Origin of the sequence: Riemerella columbina, from assembly GCF_030517065.1 — a bacterium.
Classification (GTDB): Bacteria; Bacteroidota; Bacteroidia; order Flavobacteriales; family Weeksellaceae; genus Riemerella; species Riemerella columbina_A.
On record NZ_CP103950.1, the window covers coordinates 1,615,486 to 1,639,776 of the forward strand.

Below are 24,291 nucleotides of genomic sequence, written 5' to 3' on the forward strand. Positions count from 1 at the left end.
TTATTTTGTAAAAACCAAAAAAAGTTTATATTTGTTGGTCTCAATAAAAATTATATTTTATTCATATGGATACAACACTAAAACAGAAAGGACATCCTAAGGGGTTATACCTTTTATTCTTTACAGAAATGTGGGAGCGTTTCAGTTATTATGGAATGCGGGCAATTCTCATTTTCTACCTTACCAAAACTTATTTACAAGGCGGACTTGCTATAGATCCTGCTACCGCAAGTTTAATCTTCGGAAACTTTACAGGCTTGGTATATTTTACCCCGCTGATTGGGGGCTGGCTGGCAGATAAGTTCTTAGGACAACGCCTCGCCATTACCATTGGGGGGATCACGATGATGCTTGGGCAATTCACTTTGTTCGCCATCAATACGCATTTTGGACTTTATTTAGGTTTGTTACTACTCATCATCGGAAACGGATTTTTCAAGCCTAATATCTCCATTTTGGTAGGAAATCTCTATCCTGAAGGCGACGACAGAAGAGACTCTGCCTTCTCGATTTTCTATATGGGGATCAATTTAGGGGCGTTATTGGCTCCGATCATTATTGGTGTGCTTACCGATAATATTTTTGCAACAAAAAATGCCTCTGGTGAGATTATGTCTTACGGCTACAAATACGGCTTCTTAGCGGCAGGGATAGGAATGCTTTTAGGACAGTTGCTATTCAACACTTTGGCGCATAAATACTTAGGCAATATCGGCAAAAAACCACAGAAAAAAATTGAGGTTAAAGAAGAGTTAGAAGTAACCAAAGAAGAAGTTTTACACGGCAACGAACTCAAAAAAGTGGAAAAAGAACGGGTGAGCGTTATCTTCATTTTGTTCTTATTCGCGGTGTTCTTTTGGGCAGGCTTTGAGCAAGCGGGGTCTTCTATTGCCTTATATACGGACAAATTTATCAATCGTGATATCACCTTACCGTTCTTAGGGCACTACACCATACCAGCATCGTTTTTCCAATCGGTAAACCCTTTCTTTATCGTGATTTTGTCACCATTATTTGCGATTTTCTGGAATTCTAAATTAGGAAAAAAACTGACTACGCCTGTTAAAATGGGCTTGGGTATGATCATCTTAGGGATTGGATTCTGGTTTATGCTCGGAGCCGTGGCAGAGCGTGGCGGCGATATCCAAGATCCAGCGATAAAAGCCAGCTTATGGTGGTTGGTGATGACTTATTTCGTGCATACCGTGGGTGAGCTTTGCCTCTCTCCTGTGGGGCTTTCTGTGGTTACCAAATTAGCCCCAGTAAGGTTAGCTTCCGTGCTTATGGCGGTTTGGATGCTGTCTTCATCTGTTGCCAATTTCTTAGGCGGATTTATCGCAGCCTATGTAGAAAAAATGGGTGCAGGGCAGATCTTCACCTATATTTCAGGATTTGTGATTGGTTGTGGTATTTTACTCCTCCTCCTCAGCAAATTTATCTCTAAACTGATGCACGGCGTGAAGTAGTGAGAATTTTTCTCCATCATAAAATTAACCAAAAACCTCTGAATATTCGGAGGTTTTTTCATATCTTCGTAGCCTTATTTCACTTTTATGAACTTAACAACGGAACAAATTCAGAATTTTCAAGGGAAATATCCTAAACAGATCTGGAGTCTTTTCTTCTCCGAGATGTGGGAGCGTTTTTGCTTCTATGGTATGCGGGGAATGCTGGTGTTTTTTATGATTTCTCAACTGGATTTTCAAGAAGCACAAGCCAACCTTCAATACGGTGCTACACAAGCCTTTGTATACGCATTTACCTTTATAGGCGGGCTTTGCGCTGATAAAATTTTAGGCTTTCGGAAGTCCTTATTTTGGGGCGGCATCTTGATGATTATCGGTAGTTTAATCCTCGCCACAGATCCACACCGTTATTTCTTTTTGGGCATCGCCTTTACGGTGGTGGGAACGGGATTTTTCAAACCCAATATTTCCTCTATGGTAGGGCAATTGTACAAGCCCAACGACCCTCGGGCAGATGCTGGATTTTCGCTGTTCTATGCGGGGATTAACCTCGGTGCCTTGCTGGGCGGCTATTTATGCATCGCTATTGGTAAAGGGGAATTGTTTGAAAATGCTATCCCAGAGCACCTTCGCTGGAATGTCGCTTTTGGTTTAGCCGCTATTGTGATGGTTGTTAGTTTGGTTAATTTCATCTTTACGCAAAGAAGTTTAGGCAGCATTGGGCTTCAGCCTGGGCATCCGTTGGCAGAAATCAAAACCGAAGCCATTGCTAAATGGAAAGAATACGGCGTGTATGCCCTGTCTTTGGTGTTTGTACCCATCATTATGGTGATGGTAGCCCAAACCGATTATACCGATTATTTTATGTGGACCATCGGGCCGCTCACGCTCATTTATTTGTTTTTTGAGATGTCTAAACTCAAAACCGAAGAACGCAAAAAGCTGTGGGCAGCACTCATTTTCATTCTATTTTCTATTTTGTTTTGGGGAATATATGAACAAAGTGGCGGCTCGCTGAGTATTTTTGCGGCTAAAAATCTCAACAAAGATTTGTTAGGTTTAGACCCTAATGGCGTGAATAATTCTGGCGGTGCATTCTTCATTATTTTCTTGGCACCACTCATCGGTTTGTTGTGGATATGGCTGAATAAGAAGAAGATAGAACCCAATACCATCATTAAATTTGGCTTAGGCTTCATCTTCTTGGGCTTGGGGTATTACCTATTATTCAGTACCCGATTTTTTGCTAATGCGGCAGGGATTACCTCTCTAAATTTCTTTACCATTGCCCTATTGGTCATTACTTTTGGGGAATTATGCCTCTCACCGATTGGCTTATCCATTATGACCAAACTCTCCACCAAAAATCTCCAAGGAATGATGATGGGAATGTGGTTCCTCGCCTCGGCATATGGACAATATGTGGCGGGAATTATTGGAGCCAACTTAGCCGAAGCTAAAGAAAATGCCTCCAACTACGAAGCCCTACTCTCCTACACCGAGGGATACAAACAACTCGCCATCTATGCCCTTTTAGCTGGATTGGTATTGATTTTGATATCTCCATTCATCAAAAAACTGATGGGCGAAGTGCGGTAGGTTTATTTTTATCTTTTAATGACAATTTTAATCATAATATAATATAATTTAATTACAATGAAAAGGATAGCATTGATATTCAGTATCTTATTACTCAATTTGAGTTTTGCACAAGAGGTTAAGTGGCTTACCTTTGATGAAGCCATAGCGGCACAAAAGAAAGCGCCAAAGAAAATACTTATTGACATCTATGCGCCGTGGTGCGGACCGTGCAAAATGATGGAGAAAAACACTTATGGACATCCTGAAATTGCCAAAATCATCAATAAAAACTACTATGCAGTAAAATTCAATGGCGAAGGAAATGAGGTGGCGCATTATCAAAACAAAGTTTTTAGCAACCCTAAATACAGAGCCAATGTTTCTGGGCGAAATGCACCACACGAGTTAGCTCGATTTTTTAATGTAACCGCCTACCCTACCACCGTATTTTTAGATGAGACAGGGGCTCCTATTACCAATTTGGTAGGCTATTTTAACGCCAAAGAATTGGAACCTTATTTATCACTTTTCCATACCGATACCTATAAAAATATAGAGACCAAAGCACAGTGGGAAGATTTCCAAAAGAAATTTAAATCTAAAATTAAATAAAATTTAAAAATTTTACCCCCAAAAAGCCGAATACAAAATATTCGGCTTTTTCATATTTTAAAAGAAAATTATGATTTGATCTCAAAAATTTTAAAATCATCATTGATGTTTTTTAAAATTTGCTCGGTGCGTTCTCTATGGGTATCCGTGATGAAGATCTGCCCAAACCGCTCTTTACTGAGCAATTCTATCAGCTGTGTCACGCGCTTATCATCTAATTTATCAAAAATATCATCTAAAAGGAGCAAAGGCGTTTTATCAGTCAATTGCTTTATTTGGTTAATTTGAGCTAATTTAAGAGCAATCAAAAACGACTTCTGCTGACCTTGAGAACCTATTTTCTTGATCAATTCGCCATTCATTTTAAACAAAATATCATCTTTGTGTATCCCTTTGGAGGTGTAAGTCAGCACCTTATCTTTTTCCAAAGTTTCCGAGAGCCAAGCCTCCATGGGTTGAACTTCTAAGTCGGTTTGATAAACGAGATTCACCTGTTCTTTAGCCCCAGAAATCATCTCGTAAAAGTACAGAAAAGTCGGTTTGAGTTGGTCCAGTCTATTTTTTCTTGTTTCAAAAACCGTGCGGGCGTGTTTGACTAAAGGTTCGTTATAAATTTCCAAAGCCTCAGCATCAAAAAAACGATGTTTTGCGAAAGATTTAAGCAAGGTATTTCTTTGCTTCAACGCCTTTTGATACTGCATCAAACTGAATAAATACGGGCTGTCTATTTGCGCAATCATCGCATCTAAAAAGCGGCGGCGGCTTTCGCCAGAATCCGAAATCAGGTTGGCATCATAAGGCGAAATCATCACCGATGGCAAAAAACCGATGTGGTCTGCAATGCGCGCATAGGATTTATCATTTTTTTTGATGATTTTTTTGGTTTCTCTATTTTGAATAATTTTGAGGATAATATCCTTTTGGTCGGTTTTTATTTCGGATTCTATAACAAAGAAATCGGCTTCATTTTGAATATTATTGACATCAGAGTTACCTAAAAAACTCTTGCCCACCGAAAGGTAATGTAGAGCATCTAAGATATTGGTTTTGCCCACACCATTATTCCCCACAAAAGCATTGATTTCTGGAGAAAAATCAAAAATACGATCTTGATGATTTTTAAATTGTGTAAGGTTTAGCTTATTGATTTTCATACGAATACAATCTTCGTTGTGTTAAAAATATTTTAATAAAATTAAAAACAAAAATGGAAGTCCGCAACAGGTCTCTACGCCAAAGGAAAAATAAAGGTCTTTACGGGTTTCCGCAGCTCCAGCCACCAACCCCACCGAAACTAAAACAGCGCCTAAAAAAGCCCAAGTTTCCGTTGCTATCCCATAAAACCAAAACGCCAACAACCCACTGATTAACAACAATATATAAGCTAAAATTTTGGTTTTTTCTACGCCTATCCATTTGGGGAAAGTTAAGACTTCATCTTGGTTTTTATCGCGAATATCAAAGGGTAAAACCAATGCCGAAATATACAAAACGACAATAAAAAACGCCTCCCAATGCCAAGTTTCAAATGGCAACCATACGCACATCAGCCCCCAAGTGATGCCCACATAAAAAATCTTGAACAGCGGTATTTGTCGGACAAAATATTTCAAAAAATAACTGTCATACAAAAGTCCAATCACAATGATAACGCTCCATTTAAACAGCGTTGCTACGCCGTGGTATTTCCATAAAAATAAAAATCCAAAAATAAAGGAAAATAGGTTAAAAACGATAATTTTCAACCATTTAGATTTTATATTTTGATATTTGGTATAAAGATAACCACTAAGATAGGTCAAAAATATTAAAATTTGTAATGACCAACTAATCGCGCCCAAACTACTGCTAAAAAACAACAACAAAGCAAGCCCCATCAAAGAGACATAAACCTGACTATCAACAATATATGTTTTAAAAAAACTAAAAATAGGCTATGTTTTAAATTTTATGTTTTGAAATCACTTTCACCAAAATATACCGCCACTGCGAGGCATCAGCTGGTGGATTCTCTACGGCTTCCTCTCTTACCAAAAGTTCGTAAGTGTAGCCTTTTTCGTGGGTAAAACCTTCAATATCGTTATAAAAATACTGCCAATCTTGATCGTTTTTATTCCATTTGATGAGGAGACATTGTTTGCGCATAACGCCAGCATCACAAGGTTGTGTTTCTGGAGCCACCCAGATGTTTTTTTCTTGAGAAGAGGTGGTGGAATTCCTTTGGCACGCATAAATCCCCAATACGAATAATAGAAATACTATAATTTTTTTCATTGTAATTAAGCTTTAGATTTTAAAGTTTTAAATTTCAGCCAAGCCCAAGCGGAGAGCACAATCATCGTGGTGAGTGTAATATAAACCCACGCTGGCACAGGAATTGGGTCTCCTGCGGCGTAAGAATGCAAGCCTGTAAGGTAATAATTAACTCCAAAATAAGTCATAATCACCGTGCTGAATGCAAACATCGTCACCATATGAAAGATATATCTCCCCCTTAAACCTGGCACCAGACGCATATGAAGCACAAAGGCATAAACGATCACCGAGATAAACGCCCAAGTTTCTTTAGGGTCCCAAGACCAATAGCGCCCCCAAGATTCATTCGCCCAAACACCCCCTAAAAAAGTTCCAATCGTTAATGCGAAAAGCCCAATGGTAAGGGACATTTCGGAAACGGCAGAGAGCTCTTTGAGCGTGGTATCATGGTGTTTTTTGAATGTCGCTCCATTCGCCACGATGTAAAAAAGCAAAACGATAACGCCTATAATAAAAGACAAGCCAAAAAATCCGTAACTCGCCGTGATGATCGCCACATGAATAACCAACCAGTAAGATTTTAGCACGGGTACCAGCGGTGTAATCTGTGGGTCTAAACTCACGGCACCGTGGGCAAAGCCCATCAACAATACCGCCACCAAAAAGCCTGCCGAAGGAATCAGCGCATTGTTATTTCGGTAGAGTAAAAGCCCTGCGCTAATGCCCACCCAAGAGATGAACATAATCGCCTCATAACCATTACTCCACGGCGCGTGCCCAGAGATATACCACCTTGCTGCCAAGCCTAAAAAATGAACAATATAGCCCAATACCCCCAAAGCCAAAATCACCTTGATGCCGCGGTGTAGCCATTGGTTGGGTTTAAACAATTCTATAAATCCTAAAATGAGAAGCAAAGCCGCAATGACAGCATAGAAAATCATCAATTTAAAATTGACATCTAACTTATTCATTAACAGTTCTAAATCTATTTTAGTTTGAGAAGGTAGCACATTTTTACCCCACTTCTGTTGGTAAGCTTTTACCTTATCCAACTCTTGGTTGGCAGTTTTCCATTGGTTACTTTGCGTTGCCATAAGAACGGCAGCCAGATAAGGTCCCAAAATATTTTGCGCCGTGCTATCTACATTAAAGTTGGTATCCATCACAGAATTCCACTTGTGGTTAGGGTCGTTCTGCACTGGGATTACACGGAAATACTGCCAAGACATCAAGGCATTCATCACTTGGACTTTATCATTCAGCTTGATGACCGCCTGGTCGTATTTGGATTGCTCAGCAGGTTTTTTATTGAATGCCGTGTTATAATCTTCTTCCAAAACAAACCTCAAATTGCCGTTGGCATCGGCTGGGAAGAGCTTTACTAAACTGGTATATCCATCTTGGTTGGCTTTGGTTTTTTGCTCCAATTGCTGCCCTACTTTACCCCGAGTTTCCACTTTGATGATGTCCACCTGCGCCCAAAACATTGGGTCTATGGTAGCCGCCAAAAACCACTGGTTGGCATCTAATTGTTTAAATTTTTCCTTGCCTGTCAGCTTTCTCAAAATATCCAACGCCTGCGTATTGATCGGCTGGATTCTTCCATCATAACTCTGTACCAACAGCGCTCCAAACCGCTCTGCATGGTCTTTATCAATATTGATGTGCTGCACCATTTCATCTGCGGAGAGTGTTTTCTGAGGCTTCGCTGGCGCTTGTGCATAGGCAAAACCTAAACTCAAAAAGGCGAATGCTAAACTGAGCGTTTTTTTCTTGCCCGCTTCTTTAATCATTTGGTTGAGTGTCCAAAAGCGCGTGCCTTTCCAAAATAAAGTGATAAACATCGCTAAAAACATCAAACCATAACCGATGTAAGTGATGAGCGTTCCCCAATAATCGTGGTTAACGGAGAGCACAGTGCCCTGTCTATCAGGATCAAAACTGGATTGAAAAAAGCGGTAACCTTTATAATTTAATACATGGTTCATATAGATCTTATAAGGCGTTTGTTTTCCTTCATCAATAATCTGAACATGGCTCTCATAAGCCGATGGCGAGGAGCTCCCAGGGTAAGTTTCCATCACGAAATCATCTAATTTTAATGCAAAAGGCGTGGTATACACTTTGGCACCAAAGCCCAACATCACATTCATCCCATCAATGGTGATTTGCTTGACCAAATTAGGATTATAGCTCTGCACTTGGAGCGCCACCTGTTGCTTAGTTTTAGGCCCTTGAACCTCTACCAATAGCTCATCGGGAACATTCTTATCTTTGTTTTTATCCCCAGAATAAGAAATAATTTCGCCCCTCTGTAATCCTTCTGGCACCACAATTTTAAGGTGGTTGATGGTGTAGAGACTTCTGAGCGCCAACGGCTGATATTCATCTTTTTTAGTAGTACCCGTTGCTTGGGTTGCCATCGTCATATATTGCGCATCTATAGGGGTTTTAATCCAAAGTTCGTTGCCTTGTTTCTTAAATTCCACGGCACCATCTATCGGGCGGTTAAAGGAAACCAGCGCGCCATCAATGTTCTTCACCTCGCCCTCGGCTAAGTAATAATCCAAACGCCCCACCTCGTCTGTGGTTACAAAATGTAAATATTCCTTACCCGAAGTGGTCACTTTCAGGCTGTCTTTTTTTCTCGGTGTATAAGCCAACTGGGTCACCTTAATTTTTTGTCCGTGAAAATCATAAGTCGCCTTGAAACGGTGGTTGGTTACTGCGCTCCAAAACGGCACTTCTGGCGTCATTTCAAATGGAATATCCTGATAATTAAGCACCTCGCCTTTTTCTTCAATCTGAATTTTAAAAAAGTTTTTATGCGAGGTTATCTCTTTTGAAGTTTCCCCTTCGCGGATGTGCATTTGTCCCTCGTAGCTGATGTAGCGCGTGATTGCCCCACCAATAAACAACAAAATAAAAGCCAAGTGAAAGGCTAAAATAGGCCATTTTTCTCTCCGCCAAAGTCGGTAGCGCTCTATATTGCCAATAAAATTAAGAATGAGCAAGAACATCAACAGTTCAAACCATTTAGAATCATATATAAACGCCTTGGCGGCAGGGGTTCCGTAATCATTTTCAAGAAATGTAGCATACGCCATAGAAACGGCATAAATCAATAAAAGCACCGCCATAGTGCGCGTGGAAATCAGGAGGTTTTGTATTTTTTTCATAGATATTTCGTGAGGCTTTTTGAGCCCTACACGAACTGCAAAAATAAGCATGTTATTTCAATTGAGCAAAAGAGATTTTGCAGAATCTTCCGCCGTAAAATTCGCTATTTTAGGTTATACCAAAGTGAATTTCTCCAGCGCTACTCGGTGGGCTTTATTCAAAAAAAGACTATTTTTGCCGTTGGATTAGTTTTAATGCCTATGAAAGTTGGATTTTTAGGTCCCCAAGCCTCTTTTACGCAATTGGTGGCTTCGCAGATATTCCCTGAGGAAAGCTTGATTCCGCAGGCTAACATTTTAGATTGTTTCTCTGCAGTGCAGGCTGGAAATTTGGATAAAGCCGTAGTTCCCTTAGAAAATTCCATAGAAGGCACCGTGTCTATGAGCTTGGACTACCTCTATGATTTTAAGTCTATTTTTATAGAAGCCGAAGCCATTTTGCCTATTGTGCATCACCTGATGGTTCATCCTCAAAATCAAACCGTAGCCCATATTATCTCTCATCCACAGGCTTTGGCGCAGACTTTTCAGTTTCGGCGACAGGCGTATCCAAACTCCAGCACGCAAGATTATAGCTCCACCGCAGCAGCGGCAAAATGGGTTTCCGAACACCCCGAACAACCTTGGGCAGCGGTCGCCAATACTTATGCGGCGCAACTTTATGGGCTTAAAATCCTCCATTCTTCCATCCAAGATTTTGAGCAAAACCATACGCGCTTTATTATTATTTCAAAGCAAAATCATTCATTGCAGCTACCCCACCAAGATTTAGGACAAAAAACAGGGCTGATGATTACCCTTCCTAATGATTATGCGGGTGGGCTCCACCAAGTACTTTCCGTTTTTGCTTGGCGGCGAATGAACCTCTCCAAAATAGAAAGCAGAACGCTAAAAACAGGCTTAGGAAATTATTTCTTTTACATCAATATTGTTGGAGATTGGGAAAATATTCTCTACCAAAACGCCATTGCAGAACTTGAATCTTTGGGCGTTAGCGTTCGTTTTTTAGGCAACTACCACGAGTATCGTTTAGAAGGGTAAAGCATTTATTTTGTGTTAATTAGCAAAAAAATACAAATAAGAATAAACAAAAAATCGACTTCAAAATCCATTGAAACCGATTTCTATTTTAAATAATAAAATCGTTATTTTTGAGACTTCATTTCAGTATAAAATTGAAAGAAGCACGGAATACTCTCTATCCCTTTATAAAAATTATAAAGTCCATAATGTTCGTTCGGTGAATGGATGGCATCGGTACCTAAGCCAAAGCCCATAAGGACGCATTTAGAACCTAAAACCTCCTCAAATAGCGCTGTAATAGGGATACTGCCACCGCTTCGGAATGGTAAAACCTCTTTCCCGAAGGCTTTTTCCATCGCTTTTTTAGCGGCTAAAAATTCCTCAGTGTCGCTTTTCAGCACATAAGGCATTCCGCCGTGGTGTGGCGTTACCTTCACTTTAACGCTCGCAGGCGCTATTTTTTCAAAATGTTTTACAAATTTTTCTGTAATTTCATCTGGCGTTTGGTTAGGCACTAAACGCATTGAAATTTTAGCAAAAGCCTTGGACGGAATGACCGTTTTGGCACCCTCACCAATGTAGCCACCCCAGATGCCATTAACATCTAAAGTTGGGCGGATAGAAGTGCGCTCAAGCGTGGTATAGCCTTCCTCGCCTTGAACATCACGAAGCCCAATGGCTTTTTTAAACGCCTCTACATCATCTTTCAACTTGTTCATTTCTGCCCTTTCTTCCAGCGAAACCACTTCTACATTATCATAAAAACCTTCCACTGTAATTCTGCCGTTATCATCAATTAAGCTGGCAATCATTTTAGCCAAAACATTGATCGGATTAGGCACGGCACCGCCATAAAGCCCTGAGTGCAAATCTCGATTAGGACCTTCCACCTCTACTTCCACATAGCTCAATCCACGGAGCCCCGTAGTCACCGTAGGTTGCTCCATAGAATAAAGCCCTGTATCCGAAATTAAAATAACATCACAGGCTAATTTTTCTTTATTTTCTTTGAGAAAATCCGCTAAACTGGCAGAGCCCACCTCTTCTTCTCCTTCAATAATAAACTTGACATTACACGGCAAAGTCTGGGTTTTCATCATCGCCTCAAAAGCTTTGAGGTGCATAAAAAACTGGCCTTTATCATCGGCGGCACCACGCGCAAAAATAGCCCCTTCAGGGTGTAATGGCGTTTCTTTAACCACAGGTTCAAAAGGACCACTCTCCCACAATTCCAATGGATCTGGCGGCTGCACATCATAATGCCCATAAACCAAAACCGTAGGAAGCGCTGGGTCTATTATTTTTTGCCCAAAAACGATGGGATAACCTTTGGTTTCACAAACTTCTACTTGGTCTGCACCTGCTTTTTTGAGGTAGTCTGCCACGGCATCGGCGCAGTTTAAAACATCTTGATTATAAGCTGGGTCTGCACTAATGGAGGCTATTTTAAGCAAATCTATGAGCTCATCTAAAAATCTTTTTTTGTGCTCTGTAATGTAATTTTGTGTGTCTTGCATTCGTTTAAATTTGAGAAGTAAAGATAAAATTTTTTAGCGAAATAGAAAAATGCTTTATCTCATAATGAAGATAAAGCATTAAAAATCATAGTTATGTATTGTTTATTTCGTAAATCTTACTGCCATTTTTCTATCAGAAGCTCTCTCTTCATCAGAAGCATCAGCGGCAACCTTAGCAAATGCGCTGCCGTAGCCTTCCGCAGACACCACCTGAGCACCTACACCTGCCTTTTCTAACTGAGCTTTAATGAAATCTGCTCTCTGCTGAGAGATTTTTTTATTGACTTCCTCATTACCAGTTTTGTCGGTGTAGCCTCCTATTTTTACTTTAGCTTCTGGATAAGCTTTAAGGATTTTAGCTAAATTTTCAATCTGCTCGGCACCAGATTCTAATTGACTGCTTGAACCTACTTTAAAATTAACATGGTCAAAATCATACCATACAGATTTTAAAGCCTCTTCTGATTCCGAAGCATATTTCCCTGATTTTAAGAAAGATACCATTCTTTCTTCCAAACCATTTTTATAACCTTTAAGCACCACACCATTTAAATCTACACTCACCTCATTTTGGTGGGCAGTGGTATGAGAAGCGGCTTCTTCCGAATGTGCGCCTCCCTGATGATCATCAGAATAGCGCTCTACGCCTTCTTCTAATTTAAGAATGTTTTTATTACCTCCTGGCTGAATTTTCTTACAAGATACCATAAAAGACATGGCGGCTACTGCAAAAATATATTTTTTCATTACTCTAAATTTGACCCCAAAATTACTAAATCTCTTTTTAATAGCCTAAAAATAAACTATTTTTTTTGAATGCCCTCCAAAATAATTTTCCCATTGAGGGTTTGGGTGAAGATTAAATACCTATCGCCGCCGTCTTTGAGTTGGTATTTTTTCTTAATCTCCGCTGGCGATAATGGATGATTTTTGGAAATGATATTATAAGTTGATTTCTTCTTGATCTGTTTAGCTTCCAATATTTTAACTTCCAAAATACGCCCAGGAAAATGGTCTATCAAGACTTCTGATGTAAAAAAATGGGTGTTAGGGTGCAACTTTTCTAATTGATATTGCGCGGCTAACTTGGCATAAGCCCCTGATTTTAAAATAGCGTTATTGGGAATATACAAATAGCGGCGAGGTGCTGCGTAGTTGATTGCCCCTGATGGCTCATCATTGATCGTAAAATGAAATACGGGTTCTGAGGTCTCTAAATTCACACAACGCCCTTCAATATTCGGTTTTGAGGTTTCTAAATTTTGTAAAACCACGATTTCCTTCACTTCATTTTTAACCGCAATAATGTCTATGCGCGCTATATTTTTAAGCACCGTGCAGAGGTATTTTAAATCAATCAAAGGCGAGAGTTTCATCAGCACTTTTGGCGATTTCTCTAACAATTTCTCTTGAATTTCTAAAACATTCGGTGATAAATCTTCCAATAGAAAAACCTTCTTTTTATGGGCATCTCGGCGCGCTGGGTCCAAATAAATCAAATCAAAATGTTGTGGTGCATCGTTGAGAAATTGCATTAAATCCTGATCGATAAAGTTGGCTTTTCGCCCCAATTGTTGCCAATTATGCGCCACAAGGTCTAAAAGTTGGCGGTTCTGTTCTACTAAAGTCACCGTTTCAAAATGTTGAGATAGAAAAAAAGCATCAATGCCAAAACCGCAAGTTAAATCCAAAAAAGCCCGCCCTGACAGCCCTTGGCTCTTATATTCCGCAGTGGCTTGAGATGAAGTTTGTTCTAAATTGAGCTTTGGTGGAAAGAGGATATACTCTTGATTGAAAGCTGGAAATTTCTTTTGAGCCGTTTTCCGTCCTTGGATTTGGATTGCCAAGTCTTGATTGCTAACCTCTTCAAATATCGGTTTTTTAAACAGTAAATCTGGCAATTGCACATCTAAATTCTCGCTGATAAATTTTTGAACTTTTGGCAATAATAAAGACTCTTTCATTATTTATCCTCAAAAATTAAAATAACCACTGCACCACATAAGGTGCCATAATAGCCGTGAACACACCATTGAGAATCAAGCCCACGCTGGCAAAGCCTGCATACCTTTCGCCCAACGTCATAGACATCATAATGCCCATACCGTGAGACGAAGCACCCAGCGAAATCCCTTGTGCCATAGGGCTTTTCACGCGAGTCCACTTCAATACTTGAAAGCCGATAACGCTCCCTACTAACCCTGTGATAATCACCGCAGAAACCGTTAATGGCACCAAGCCGCCCAAAGTTTTAGAAACTTCAATAGCGATGGGCGTTGTCACCGATTTAGGCGCTAATGAAAGGATGATTTCGCGGTCTGCACCCAATAATTTTGCGATGCCACAAACGCTAATAATCCCCACCAAACTTCCAAAAAAATGAGAAACCAACACTGGAATCCATTGTTTTTTAATTTTTTCTAATTGTAAGTACAACGGTACTCCAAGCGCCACCACAGAGGGTTTAAGAAAAAAATCTATATACTTGCCTGCCTCTTCATATTGGGCGAAAGTGATATTAAAAATGCTAAGGTAACCTATCATCACCAAGGCTGCCATTAGAATAGGATTAAGCCAAGGCGTAGGCCATTTATTTTGAAGCAAAATAGCGCTATAATAGAATAAAAAAGTAAGCCCTAAAAGCCAATACGGATTTTGTAAAAAAACCTGCATTATTTCATCTTTTTTCTAATATATTGATAAACTCTCCCTGTTACCCAAATAACCAAGGCGGTACTGATCACAATAGACACCATAATAGCGACGATATTCTGCCCGATGACATCAAAATACAGCATAATAGCGACACAAGATGGTATAAAAAACAAACCTAAATTATTGAGCAAAAAATCGGATAATGCCTTAACCCACTCCACTTTAACCCAACGAAAATGCAAGGCAATGGTCAGCAAAAACATCCCGATAAGGCTGGAAGGAAACTTTGTTTCTGTAAGAAAAACCACCAGCTCCCCCAACGCTAAAAATCCAAAAATAATCAGACAAGCCCTTATCAATGCCATCCTACTTGATTTCTTTTAATAATTCTTCCACCGCACTTTTCAGCTGGTTATCCTCGCCTTTGGTCACACTTTTGGTATCCAAAATCACCTTAACATCAGGCTCCAATTGGAAGTTTTCTAAATAAGTACCATCGGCTTTTTCATAGCCCACCACAGGAATTCCAAACACCAGCGAAGGGTCTTGCAGCGTTTGCCAATTCACAGAAGTCATAGTACCTGGCACGGGCGCACCCACCAATTTTCCAATGTTCATATGCTGGTAAACCCAAGGCGTACCGTGGGCATTGGAATAATCCGCTTCGTTGATGAGCATTACCGATGGTTTATTCCAACGGCGGCTCGGCATATCGGCATATTTTCTACCGCGAATCATTTGCGTTAAATATTTTTTACCGCTGAAGAAGGTTTCTATATCTTCGTGCAAGCGCCCACCGCCATTATAGCGAATGTCTATCACGATGCCTTCTTTATTATTGTATTTCCCTAAAACTTCGGAATAAGTTTCTCTAAAGCTGCCATCGCCCATAGAGCGGATGTGCACATAACCTAACTTCCCTTTTGACCAGCGTTCCACATCGGCGGCGCGCTGTTTTACCCACCTTTGATAAAGCAACTCGTTCCACTGTGAGGCATTGATGCCCTTCGCCTCTTCTTCCCAACGAAGATTTTCCTGCGGATCATATAATGAAACCAATATTTTCTTGCCCGCTTTCCCTTCCAACAGTTGTTGATAGTCTATCGCAGGCGTGATTGGCTCGCCATCTATTTTTTCTATTATAGTGCCTTTTTTGATCTTAGATTTAGAACGATCAAAAGGACCTCCAATCAACACCTCATCTATACGAAGTCCATTAGGCAGAGGCGATACGAGCGCTCCTAAGTATGCCGTTTGTACATAAGCACTGCCCTGAGCACGGTATCTGGCGCCTGTATGCGAAACATTTAACTCGCCCAAAAGCTCACTGAGCATCTCCGAAAAATCATAATTATTGTTGATGTAAGGCAAAAATTTTCTGTAATGCTCGGTCAGTTTTTCCCAATCTACGCCGTGCATATTTTGCACATAGAAACGCTCTTTTTCTTCGCGTTTTACCATATCAAACATAAACTCACGCTCTTTGGCTAAATCCAGCTTCATCGTTGCGGCATAGTTGATGTCTTTAATTGGGTTGATTTTTTTCATCTTCTGACCGCCCAATAGGAAAATTTGCTTTCCAGCTTTGTCGGTTTCAAAAAACATAAATTGTCCGTTGAGCTTAGACAAAAGTTTGGTAGAGCGCTCCCTTAAATCGTGCTCCCATAAATCGTAACCTTTTTCAAAAGCGGCTAAATAATAGATTTTTTTGCCCTCTTTATCCATAATGGCATCGCCTAAATTGGAAGAATTGGGCGTAATGCGCACCATACGCTCTTGGATATTTTCTAATTCTACAAGGATATTTTTTTGCTTTTTCTTCTCCTCGTTTTCTTTTTTAGAAGGCTCTTTTTCATCTTTTTTATCCTCTTCTTTTGGTTTTTCTTTGTTGGCTTGCTGGTAGAGTTCGTACTCCTCTTTGTTCATTTGATACTCATCAAAAGCTTCACGGTTGAGGAACACCATCATCTCATCGTTCATAGAGCCCCAAGAGGCGTGGTTCCGCATTCCATAGCGTTCTGAGCGCCAAATAATAGCATTACCACCTAAAGCCCAATGCGGGTTGGTATCAAAATAACCACTATCAGTAATGTTGAATATCGGCTGACCGCCTTCCGCACTGATGATGCCAATATCCGAATAAGGTGCCCGCTCTCTCGCCACATATTCCACCACAAACCACCGCGAATCTGGCGACCACGCGTAGTTAATGTTGCCATTGCGCTCCACTTGGTATTTATCCTCGGTAATGGTTCTGATTTGCTGCGTTTTCAGATTATAAACCGCAATATGATTTCGGTCCTGCACAAAGGCGATTTCTTTGCCATCAGGAGAAAACTGCGGATGCATTTTCTCGGAGCGGTCATTTTTAATCAATTTTTCTTCGGTGATGAGCGTGGCATTAGGGAAATTCGCCTCCTCTTTACGCTGGATGGTGGCTTTGTATAAATCCCAATATCCGTCTCTATAACTGGCATAGACCAAAGTGCGCCCATCTTTACCAAAAGTTACGCCCTGTTCTGCCGCGGCAGTTTGGGTAATTTGTTTCGTGGTGGTGTAGTCTGTGGAGGTAACAAAAACCTCGCCGCGGATCACCATCGCGATTTGTTTGCCATCAGGAGAAACCGTTGCCGAAGTAGCACCAGAAGTAAAAGTCTTAAACACAGGTTCTTGCGATGCCACATCGGTTATGATATTTACACTGAGTTTCTGTGGCTGTTGTCCCTCTTTTAGCGTATAAAGTTCGCCACCATAACTATAAGACAGTACGCCATTTTTAGCCACAGAGAGAAATCTCACTGGATAATCTTTATAGAAAGTCAGCTGTTGAGCCTCGCTGGGGTTCTGTACATTGGCTTTATAAATGTTAAAACTGCCGCTTCTTTCACTTAAAAAATAAAGCGTTTTGCCATCAGACGCCAATACAGGATTTCGGTCCTCGCCTTTCCAATCGATGATTTTGGTATGGGTTTGATTTTTAAAATCATAGCGCCAAATATCACGCGTTACAGAAGAAGTGTGGTGCTTTCGCCACTCGTTTTCGCCGCCTTTTAAATCCTCATAATACATTTGATTGACAGATGCAAAACTGATGGCATTGGTTGGAAAATCTGCCACGCGCTGCGGCTGTCCACCTTCTAACGAAACCTGATAAACCTGACCAAACCTCGGGAAAACGGCATTTTCTGCACTGTTTTGGATATTCGCTGTGTAGAGAACAGACTTGCCATCTGGCGAGAAACCAAGCGCTCGCGCCGACTGAGAATGGTGCGTAAGCGCCTGAGCTACGCCACCTTGCGCCGACATCAGATAGAGGCGTTTATAGCCGCCATCTCGGTCGCTCACAAAAGCGATTTTAGTTCCATCTGGCGACCATATGGGCTCAGAATCATAAGCTGGATTGGTGGTTAGTCTGATGGCTGTTCCGCCATGGGTGGGCACTTTATAAATATCGCCTTGGTAAGAAAACGCGATAAACTGTCCATCTGGAGAGATATTAGAGTGTCTAAGCCAAAGCGGCGATTGTGCCTCCGCCATTGAAAAAGCCAACACAGCGACCGAAGTGCAGAGTATATTTTTAAGCATTATGATTAGAATTTTAGATACCGCTCAAAGTTACATTTTTTTTGTGGATTATGAAACCATAACCCTCGGTATCTCGTAATAAAACCGCATCAAATGATTTTATTGATCTAAAAATAAGATTCCTAAGAAATAAAAAACACGCACCATAATTTTATGATGCGTGCTTGGAGTTTGTGGAGCAATAGACTACATTGCTACTGCGCCTTCATCATCGCCGTTATAATTAGAATTGTTGTCTTTTTTGCGTTTCGGTTGCTCTATTTTTTCGCCTTGTTTAAAGCGATAAGTTAGAGAGAGCGAGACTTGGCGCGGCTGCCACTGCATATAAGATTCTCGTGTAGAAGTTTCGGAGAAGGTGTACACAGTTCTGTTTCTGGTGTTGAAAATGTCTTGAACATTAAAGGTAATGGTGCCATCTCCGTTCCAAATGGTTTTGCTGGTGCCAAAATTAACCGCATACATCGCTTTTCTGTCTTGGAATGCTGTTTTTTGCCCACCTCTGTAAAAGCCTTGGAACTGGAAACTCAGCGTTTTGTCCACTTTAAAAGTAGAGTTAAGCCTCATCCGATAAGAGAAGCCTTTACCTTCAAAATCTGCCTCCCGAGTGGCTGGATCTCCATTTTTATCCAAAACTTGGTAAGTGGTGTAGCCCGTAGTATGGTAGCCGAACACATCTACGCTCGCCATCATCTTCCACCAAGAGAATAGGTCTGCGGTGGCGTTTAAATCTAAACCATATTTGGTATCTTCGCCGAGGTTGATAGGGTTGGTAAAGAAGACATTGGTGCGCTCATCCGCTCTGTATACCAACATTTTATCATCATCGGTTTTGTGTCTTAGATATAAAGTCGGGTTGAGGGTAAATTTTCGCTTCTGGATGCTGTAGCCCAACTCAAAGGAATTAACATAAGACGGATTGAGGTCTAAGTTCCCTAAAAATAAGTTCTGGTCATCCGTTAGAGAAAAATACGGCACCATAAAAAAGGCGCGTGGGCGGTCTATCCTCCGAGAGTAGTTCAGTAAAAGTTGATTGTTTTTTTCCAACTCATAACTGAGGTAAATGCTCGGAAAGAGGTTGTTATAATTTTTAGTTTTTTGGTCTATAATTTTGCCTTGTTCCAAGTTTTGGTAGTCTATTTTAACTTCGGAGAGTTCATCTCTGAGCCCAATCTGATAACCTAATTTTCCGATTTTACTTTTAAACTGAACATAGAACGCGTTGAACACCTCATCATAACTGGTATTGTTCGTGAATTTCCCCAGAGGATTCATCGTTCCTGTTTTTCCGATTTGCTCATCGGCAGTATTATCGTACTGGTTTCTGTTGATGTCTAAGCGATAACCCGCTTCTAATTTAGAATTTTCGCCCAAATTAACCTCATAATCTGCCTTGGCAATCACGGTGTTGCGTTTGGCATCTTGAGAGTTTTGACTAATCAGATAGCTCATATTGGGTGTCAGCGCATCGGCTCGGAATTTTCTATCAAAAATATTATTCGTTTCTTGATTGATGTGGCTATTGGCGCTGTTTTTACTGGTCTGATAACTCACCGAAAGGGCTAAATTATCCGCCTCGCTAAATTGATGATCCAAGCCTAAATCGCCTTGCCAAGAGAGGTTTTTATTAGTGCCATCACTTTGCCTTAACATATAAGGTGTAGGCAGGGCGGTGCTGTTATAGCGGTAATCAAAATAAGTGTAGGCATCTTCCGTTCCCTCAAAAGTGCGCACCGTTCCCGATAGGTTGATGGAGGTATTTTTGCCCCAATCGTAAACCAAACCTGCGGTGGCGTTATAGGAGTCCATTGCGTTTTTTCTCTCGCCATTCTGCAACGATGCCAAAAGTTGATTAGATTGCTGTAAATCAGTATAATAGTTATTATTTCGTGTAGTACCTTTGGATTCTCGGTAACTGCCGCCACCATTAACAAACCAAGTGAGGTTGCCTTTTCTCCAACTTAAATTGGCATTAAGCCCCGTTTGTGGCAAATAGCCCAAAGTACCGATAACACTACCATTAAAGCCTGTTTTTTTATTTTTTTTGAGGATGATATTCAAAATTCCTGAAGTTCCCGAAGCCTCAAATTTAGACGATGGATTGGTAATGACCTCTATACGCTCAATTTGGTCTGCAGGAATGGACTGCAAAGCATTAGCACCATCATCAATCCCCAACATAACCGAAGGTTTTCCGTTGATGAGAAAGCGCACATTAGAACTTCCGCGCATAGATACCGTGCCATCCGTGTCCACATCCACAGAAGGGACATTCTGCAACACATCTTGTAAGCTGCCGCCTTTGCTCACCATATCGGTGGAAACATCATAAGTTTTTTTATCCAACTCCACTTTATAAGGCTTGGTGGTGGCTGTAATGACCACACTCTGGAGCTCTTTGGTTTGGGTGTTGGTTAGGCTAGCTTCGCGCTGAATTTGGAACGCCGCCAACGCCCCCTGCCCTACTTTCTGACTAAATACTTTCTTTTTGAAATCTATGGCTTCTATGGTAATTTCATAATCGCCAGGCACGAGAGAAAGGCTGTAATTGCCCTTTTCATCGGTCAAGGTCGCATCACTATACAACTTATTGGCTTTATTAAAAAATGAAATAGAAGCGTAGGGTACCGCTTGGTTCTGAGCGTCTACTACTCGCCCAAAGATGGTATTTTTCTGTTGTGCAAAAGCAAAACTCGCAGCGCCAAGTACCGCTACGAGAGCCAGCGTTTTTCTACTCACGAGGGTAGAAATTTCCGTATTATGCGTCATAAAAGTATTTTTTCTTCTGTGTTAAGATGAAAGTCTGCCGCTAAAGTTAAATTCTAAATCAAAAATAATTTCATTCTAAAGAAAAACAAAAAGTGCGACACTATTTTATATTCTGTTCATTGAGCCAATTTTGGTAGGCTTTGGCATTTTTAGCGTGCTCCACATCACTACTGGTAAATTTATGAAAACCTCGTTTTTGAGGGTCTGCCACCATAAAAAGATAATTGTTTTTTTCAGCATTGAGCACCGCATCTACAGAATTTTTATCCACGATGCAAATAGGTCCTGGTGGAATGCCCGCATTCGCATAAGTATTGTATGGCGAGGTCGCTTTCAAATCTCGGTAATAAACCCTTTTGATGGTTTTTGTAAAGCCGTTTTGCTGATTGACCGCATAAATCACCGTAGGGTCAGATTGCAGTTTCATTCCTTTTCTATAACGGTTAAGGTAAAGCCCCGCAATGGTTTTTTGTTCGTCTGGTCTGCCGCCTGACTCTTTATAAACGATAGATGCCAATGCATAAATTTGATTTCTACTCAGCCCCAATTGTTGCTCTTTAGCCACGCGCTCTGCATTCCAAAAAGCTTGATATTGCGCCTCAAAGGTTTTGAAAAATTCTTCTGGCGTTACCGTCCAAAAAAAGCGGTAAGTATCAATAAAAAAGTATGGTTTCAGCGCTTCGGCATCGGCTAAGCCCTTTTTTTTAGCAATGGCATTAAGCCCCTTGATGAACGCCAAAGAATCTATTTCGGTTTTCTTAGCCACGCGCCCCATCATCTGGTAAACATTGCTAAAATCAATAATCCTAAACTGGTTGGGCGTTTGGTTGCCCGCTTTAATCATATTAACCAGCGCTGTGTTGTCCATTCCCTCGCTGATTTCGTAGCGCCCAGCGTGATGAAACTGGTCTAAATGCTTAGCCTGCGCCACCGCTCTAAACGCCTCTCGGTCTTTAAGATAAGGCGATATGCTGTCCATCAATTGTTCAAAATTAGCCTTGGTGGGGATTAAAACATAGCCCGCCTTTTCTACATTATCCGAATAATAGCGCTGATAAAATTTAATGCCAAAATAGCCTGCCACAACGCCAATGATAAAAACGACTGCAATAATTTTTTTCATTTTTTTAATTCAAATTTATTATAACTCCCCTGCGAATACTTGCTCTGCAGGGCCTTCTAACCAAACATTTTTAAATCCAGAATCAGCTTTTTCAGCATAAACTTTAAGGTTGCCGCCCAAGGTTTGGATTTCCACTTCATTTAGATGATGGCTGAGCATATAAGTGAGCGCTGATGCCGTTACGCCCGTGCCACAGCTGTAAGTTTCATCTTCCACACCGCGTTCATAAGTCCTCACAAACAGCGTGTTAGGCGCTACTTCTTCTATAAAATTAACATTGATGCCTTCCTTAGCAAACGCCTCGCTATAGCGGATGGCTTTCCCTTCTTTATACACTGGGAATTGCTCCACAGCTTCCACCCAAACCACATAATGCGGTGATCCCGTGTTCATTACGGTATATTCTGGCTTTTGGGTTATTTCAGGAACATCTATCATTTTTAATTTGACAATGCCGTTGCTAATCTCTGCCTCGTGGCGACCATCAATCGCTTGGAAAGTGCAGTGGGCATCAAAAATCTTCAAAAAATGAGCAAAAGCCACCAAACAGCGCCCGCCATTACCGCACATCGTACTTTCGGCGCCATCGGCGTTATAATATACCATTTTAAAATCCAAATCGGTATCATTTTCAAGTAAAATCAAACCATCTGCACCTATGCCAAACCGCCTGTGGCAAAGCCTTTCTATCTCCTTTTGGCTTAGATTAAAACTGCCGCTGCGATTGTCCAGCATAATAAAATCGTTACCCGTGCCTTGGTATTTATAAAATTTCATTTTTCTATCATTTTCAAGCTACAAAAATAGTCAAAAAGAATGGAAACGCAGTGGTTTAGCCGCTTCTACTTTGAGCGATGAGCTACGCTCTCAATCATTCTTCATCACTTTTATATGCGCCAACAGAGGGATTTAAAGTCAGAGAAAATCTAAAATTATCGTATCTTTGGAAAAAATTAAAATACAATTATGAGTTTATCAAATGTAGAACCTCAAATTATTTGGAAAAATTTTTCGGCGCTCAATGCCGTGCCAAGACCTTCCAAAAAGGAAGAAAAAGTGATCCAATTCATCAAAAATTTTGGTGAAAACTTAGGCTTAGAAACTTCTGTGGACAAAACGGGTAATGTCATCATCAGAAAGCCCGCCACTGCAGGGATGGAAAACAGACAGCCCGTAGTGCTACAAGCCCATTTAGATATGGTTTGCCAAAAAAATAACGATGTAGATTTTGATTTTGAAACCCAAGGCATTTCTATGTATGTAGATGGCGATTGGGTGAAGGCTCACGGTACCACTTTAGGCGCGGATAACGGCTTAGGCGTGGCTGCCATTATGAGCGTTTTGGAAAGCCAAGATATTCCTCATCCTGCAATAGAAGCCCTTTTTACCATTGATGAAGAAACAGGGATGACGGGGGCTTTTGGCTTAGAACCCAATGCTTTAAACGGCGAAATATTACTCAACTTAGATACCGAGGAAGATGATGAAATAGACATCGGTTGTGCGGGTGGCGTAGATGTAACGGCTTCTAAAACCTTCCCTACACAAGCTTTAAAAAATGAAGGTTTTAAACTGAGCATCAAAGGTTTACAAGGTGGACACTCTGGTATGGACATCCACAAAGGCTTAGGCAATGCCAATAAAATTTTAGCCCGATTTTTATTTTTAGGCTTAGAAAATGGCATTCAACTTTATAGCATCAATTCTGGTGGGCTTAGAAATGCCATTCCAAGAGAGGGCGAATGCGTGTTTACCGTTAAAGACCAAGCCCAGTTTTCAGCCGCTTTTGAAGTTTTAAAATCGGAAATTTTAGAGGAATTTGCCACCTTAGAAAAGCACCTTAGCATCAGCTTAGAGCCTACCACAGCGGAAGGCAACGCCATTAGCCACGAGGATTCTCAAAAAATAATTTTAGCCATTACAGCAGCACACAATGGCGTGTTCCGTATGTCGCCAGATGTGGCAGATTTGGTGGAAGCCTCTAATAATGTGGCGCGGATAGAGTTAAAAGATGGCGCTTTCCAAGCCTTAAATTTAACGCGCTCTTCGGTGGAATCCAGCAAGTTTGATGTTGCCCAACAACTAAAAGCCGTGTTTGAACTGGCACAAATTCCTGTCACTTTTTCAGGTTCTTACCCAGGTTGGAAGCCTAAACCAGATGCTGAAATCATCAAGATTATGAAACAAATTTATCAAGAAGATTTTGATGCAGAACCAAATGTGGTAGCCTGCCACGCCGGATTAGAGTGCGGTATTATTGGTGCCAATTACCCTAAAATGGAAATGGTCAGCTTTGGACCTACCATCAGAGGGGCACACTCGCCTGACGAAAGAGCCAGCATCTCCTCCACACAGAAGTTTTGGAGGTTTCTAAAAGATGTTTTAGCTCAAATACCAGAGAAAAAAACAGTTTAATTTTTATCTAAAATCCATAAAATGAGGCTACTTATTGAAGTAGCCTTATTTTATAATCAATACTATTGACAACATCAATCATTGAAAACGGCATAAAGTCAAAAAAAATT

19 protein-coding genes are annotated in these 24,291 nt (G+C 40.8%); 6 read left to right on the forward strand and 13 right to left on the reverse strand.

Translation table 11 applies throughout. The features are described 5' to 3' along the window. Window positions 1-65: 65 nt before the first annotated feature. The 3 genes from NYR17_RS07670 (at window position 66) to NYR17_RS07680 (ending at window position 3,659) form a co-directional block, all read left to right on the forward strand. Window positions 66-1,466, forward strand: coding sequence for a peptide MFS transporter (locus NYR17_RS07670; RefSeq protein WP_302505132.1), 1,401 nt, complete (start codon window positions 66-68; stop codon window positions 1,464-1,466). A gap of 87 nt (window positions 1,467-1,553) precedes the next feature. Next, window positions 1,554-3,065 carry a peptide MFS transporter gene (locus NYR17_RS07675; RefSeq protein ID WP_302505133.1) on the forward strand — a complete coding sequence of 504 codons (1,512 nt, stop codon included), beginning with the start codon at window positions 1,554-1,556 and terminating at the stop codon, window positions 3,063-3,065. 57 nt (window positions 3,066-3,122) lie between these two features. Further along, window positions 3,123-3,659 (forward strand): thioredoxin family protein, encoded by a 537-nt coding sequence (locus NYR17_RS07680; protein ID WP_302505134.1) that lies wholly within the window; start codon window positions 3,123-3,125, stop codon window positions 3,657-3,659. Between the two features lie 68 nt (window positions 3,660-3,727). Here the strand turns inward: NYR17_RS07680 and recF are convergent, their stop codons facing one another. The 4 genes from recF to ccsB form a co-directional block, all read right to left on the reverse strand. Continuing rightward, on the reverse strand, window positions 3,728-4,813 hold the full coding sequence (gene recF / locus NYR17_RS07685) for a DNA replication/repair protein RecF (RefSeq protein WP_302505135.1): 1,086 nt from the start codon (window positions 4,811-4,813) through the stop codon (window positions 3,728-3,730). A 21-nt stretch (window positions 4,814-4,834) separates the two neighbouring features. Then, on the reverse strand, window positions 4,835-5,404 hold the full coding sequence (locus tag NYR17_RS07690; RefSeq protein ID WP_302505136.1) for a hypothetical protein: 570 nt from the start codon (window positions 5,402-5,404) through the stop codon (window positions 4,835-4,837). Between the two features lie 196 nt (window positions 5,405-5,600). Further along, a complete protein-coding gene (locus tag NYR17_RS07695) occupies window positions 5,601-5,933 on the reverse strand; it encodes a DUF4377 domain-containing protein (RefSeq protein ID WP_302505137.1) in 333 nt (110 codons plus the stop codon). Window positions 5,934-5,938: 5 nt separating this feature from the next. Further along, window positions 5,939-9,097 carry a c-type cytochrome biogenesis protein CcsB gene (gene ccsB, locus NYR17_RS07700; RefSeq protein WP_302505138.1) on the reverse strand — a complete coding sequence of 1,053 codons (3,159 nt, stop codon included), beginning with the start codon at window positions 9,095-9,097 and terminating at the stop codon, window positions 5,939-5,941. Window positions 9,098-9,146: 49 nt separating this feature from the next. On the opposite strand from ccsB, the gene NYR17_RS07705 reads away from it, so the two are divergent. Beyond that, window positions 9,147-9,287 (forward strand): hypothetical protein, encoded by a 141-nt coding sequence (locus NYR17_RS07705; RefSeq protein WP_302505139.1) that lies wholly within the window; start codon window positions 9,147-9,149, stop codon window positions 9,285-9,287. Between the two features lie 11 nt (window positions 9,288-9,298). Further along, the gene (gene pheA, locus NYR17_RS07710; RefSeq protein ID WP_302505140.1) at window positions 9,299-10,138 is read left to right on the forward strand and encodes a prephenate dehydratase; all 840 of its coding nucleotides are present in this window, start codon (window positions 9,299-9,301) and stop codon (window positions 10,136-10,138) included. A gap of 104 nt (window positions 10,139-10,242) precedes the next feature. Here pheA and NYR17_RS07715 read toward each other — a convergent pair whose 3' ends face one another. The 9 genes from NYR17_RS07715 to dapF all read right to left on the reverse strand — a co-directional run bounded on the left by NYR17_RS07715 (window position 10,243) and on the right by dapF (window position 22,543). Continuing rightward, window positions 10,243-11,637, reverse strand: coding sequence for a dipeptidase (locus NYR17_RS07715; protein ID WP_302505141.1), 1,395 nt, complete (start codon window positions 11,635-11,637; stop codon window positions 10,243-10,245). A gap of 102 nt (window positions 11,638-11,739) precedes the next feature. After that, window positions 11,740-12,384, reverse strand: coding sequence for an OmpA family protein (locus NYR17_RS07720; RefSeq protein ID WP_302505142.1), 645 nt, complete (start codon window positions 12,382-12,384; stop codon window positions 11,740-11,742). A 56-nt stretch (window positions 12,385-12,440) separates the two neighbouring features. Continuing rightward, a complete protein-coding gene (locus NYR17_RS07725) occupies window positions 12,441-13,601 on the reverse strand; it encodes a class I SAM-dependent methyltransferase (protein WP_302505143.1) in 1,161 nt (386 codons plus the stop codon). 16 nt (window positions 13,602-13,617) lie between these two features. Beyond that, on the reverse strand, window positions 13,618-14,310 hold the full coding sequence (locus NYR17_RS07730; protein WP_302505144.1) for an LrgB family protein: 693 nt from the start codon (window positions 14,308-14,310) through the stop codon (window positions 13,618-13,620). Further along, complete coding sequence (locus NYR17_RS07735; protein ID WP_302505145.1) at window positions 14,310-14,657, reverse strand: CidA/LrgA family protein; 348 nt, start codon at window positions 14,655-14,657, stop codon at window positions 14,310-14,312. The genes NYR17_RS07730 and NYR17_RS07735 overlap by 1 nt, the downstream gene beginning before the upstream one ends. 1 nt (window position 14,658) lies before the next feature. After that, on the reverse strand, window positions 14,659-17,877 hold the full coding sequence (locus tag NYR17_RS07740; RefSeq protein ID WP_302505146.1) for a S41 family peptidase: 3,219 nt from the start codon (window positions 17,875-17,877) through the stop codon (window positions 14,659-14,661). 186 nt (window positions 17,878-18,063) lie between these two features. Continuing rightward, on the reverse strand, window positions 18,064-20,643 hold the full coding sequence (locus NYR17_RS07745) for a TonB-dependent receptor domain-containing protein (RefSeq protein ID WP_302505147.1): 2,580 nt from the start codon (window positions 20,641-20,643) through the stop codon (window positions 18,064-18,066). Between the two features lie 100 nt (window positions 20,644-20,743). Further along, entirely contained in the window at window positions 20,744-21,766 is a 1,023-nt protein-coding gene (gene mltG, locus NYR17_RS07750; protein ID WP_302505148.1) for an endolytic transglycosylase MltG, read from the reverse strand. 18 nt (window positions 21,767-21,784) lie between these two features. Then, window positions 21,785-22,543, reverse strand: a complete 759-nt coding sequence (gene dapF / locus NYR17_RS07755) for a diaminopimelate epimerase (protein ID WP_302505149.1) — start codon at window positions 22,541-22,543, stop codon at window positions 21,785-21,787. A gap of 189 nt (window positions 22,544-22,732) precedes the next feature. On the opposite strand from dapF, the gene NYR17_RS07760 reads away from it, so the two are divergent. Then, on the forward strand, window positions 22,733-24,181 hold the full coding sequence (locus tag NYR17_RS07760; protein ID WP_302505150.1) for an aminoacyl-histidine dipeptidase: 1,449 nt from the start codon (window positions 22,733-22,735) through the stop codon (window positions 24,179-24,181). Window positions 24,182-24,291 lie beyond the last annotated feature (110 nt).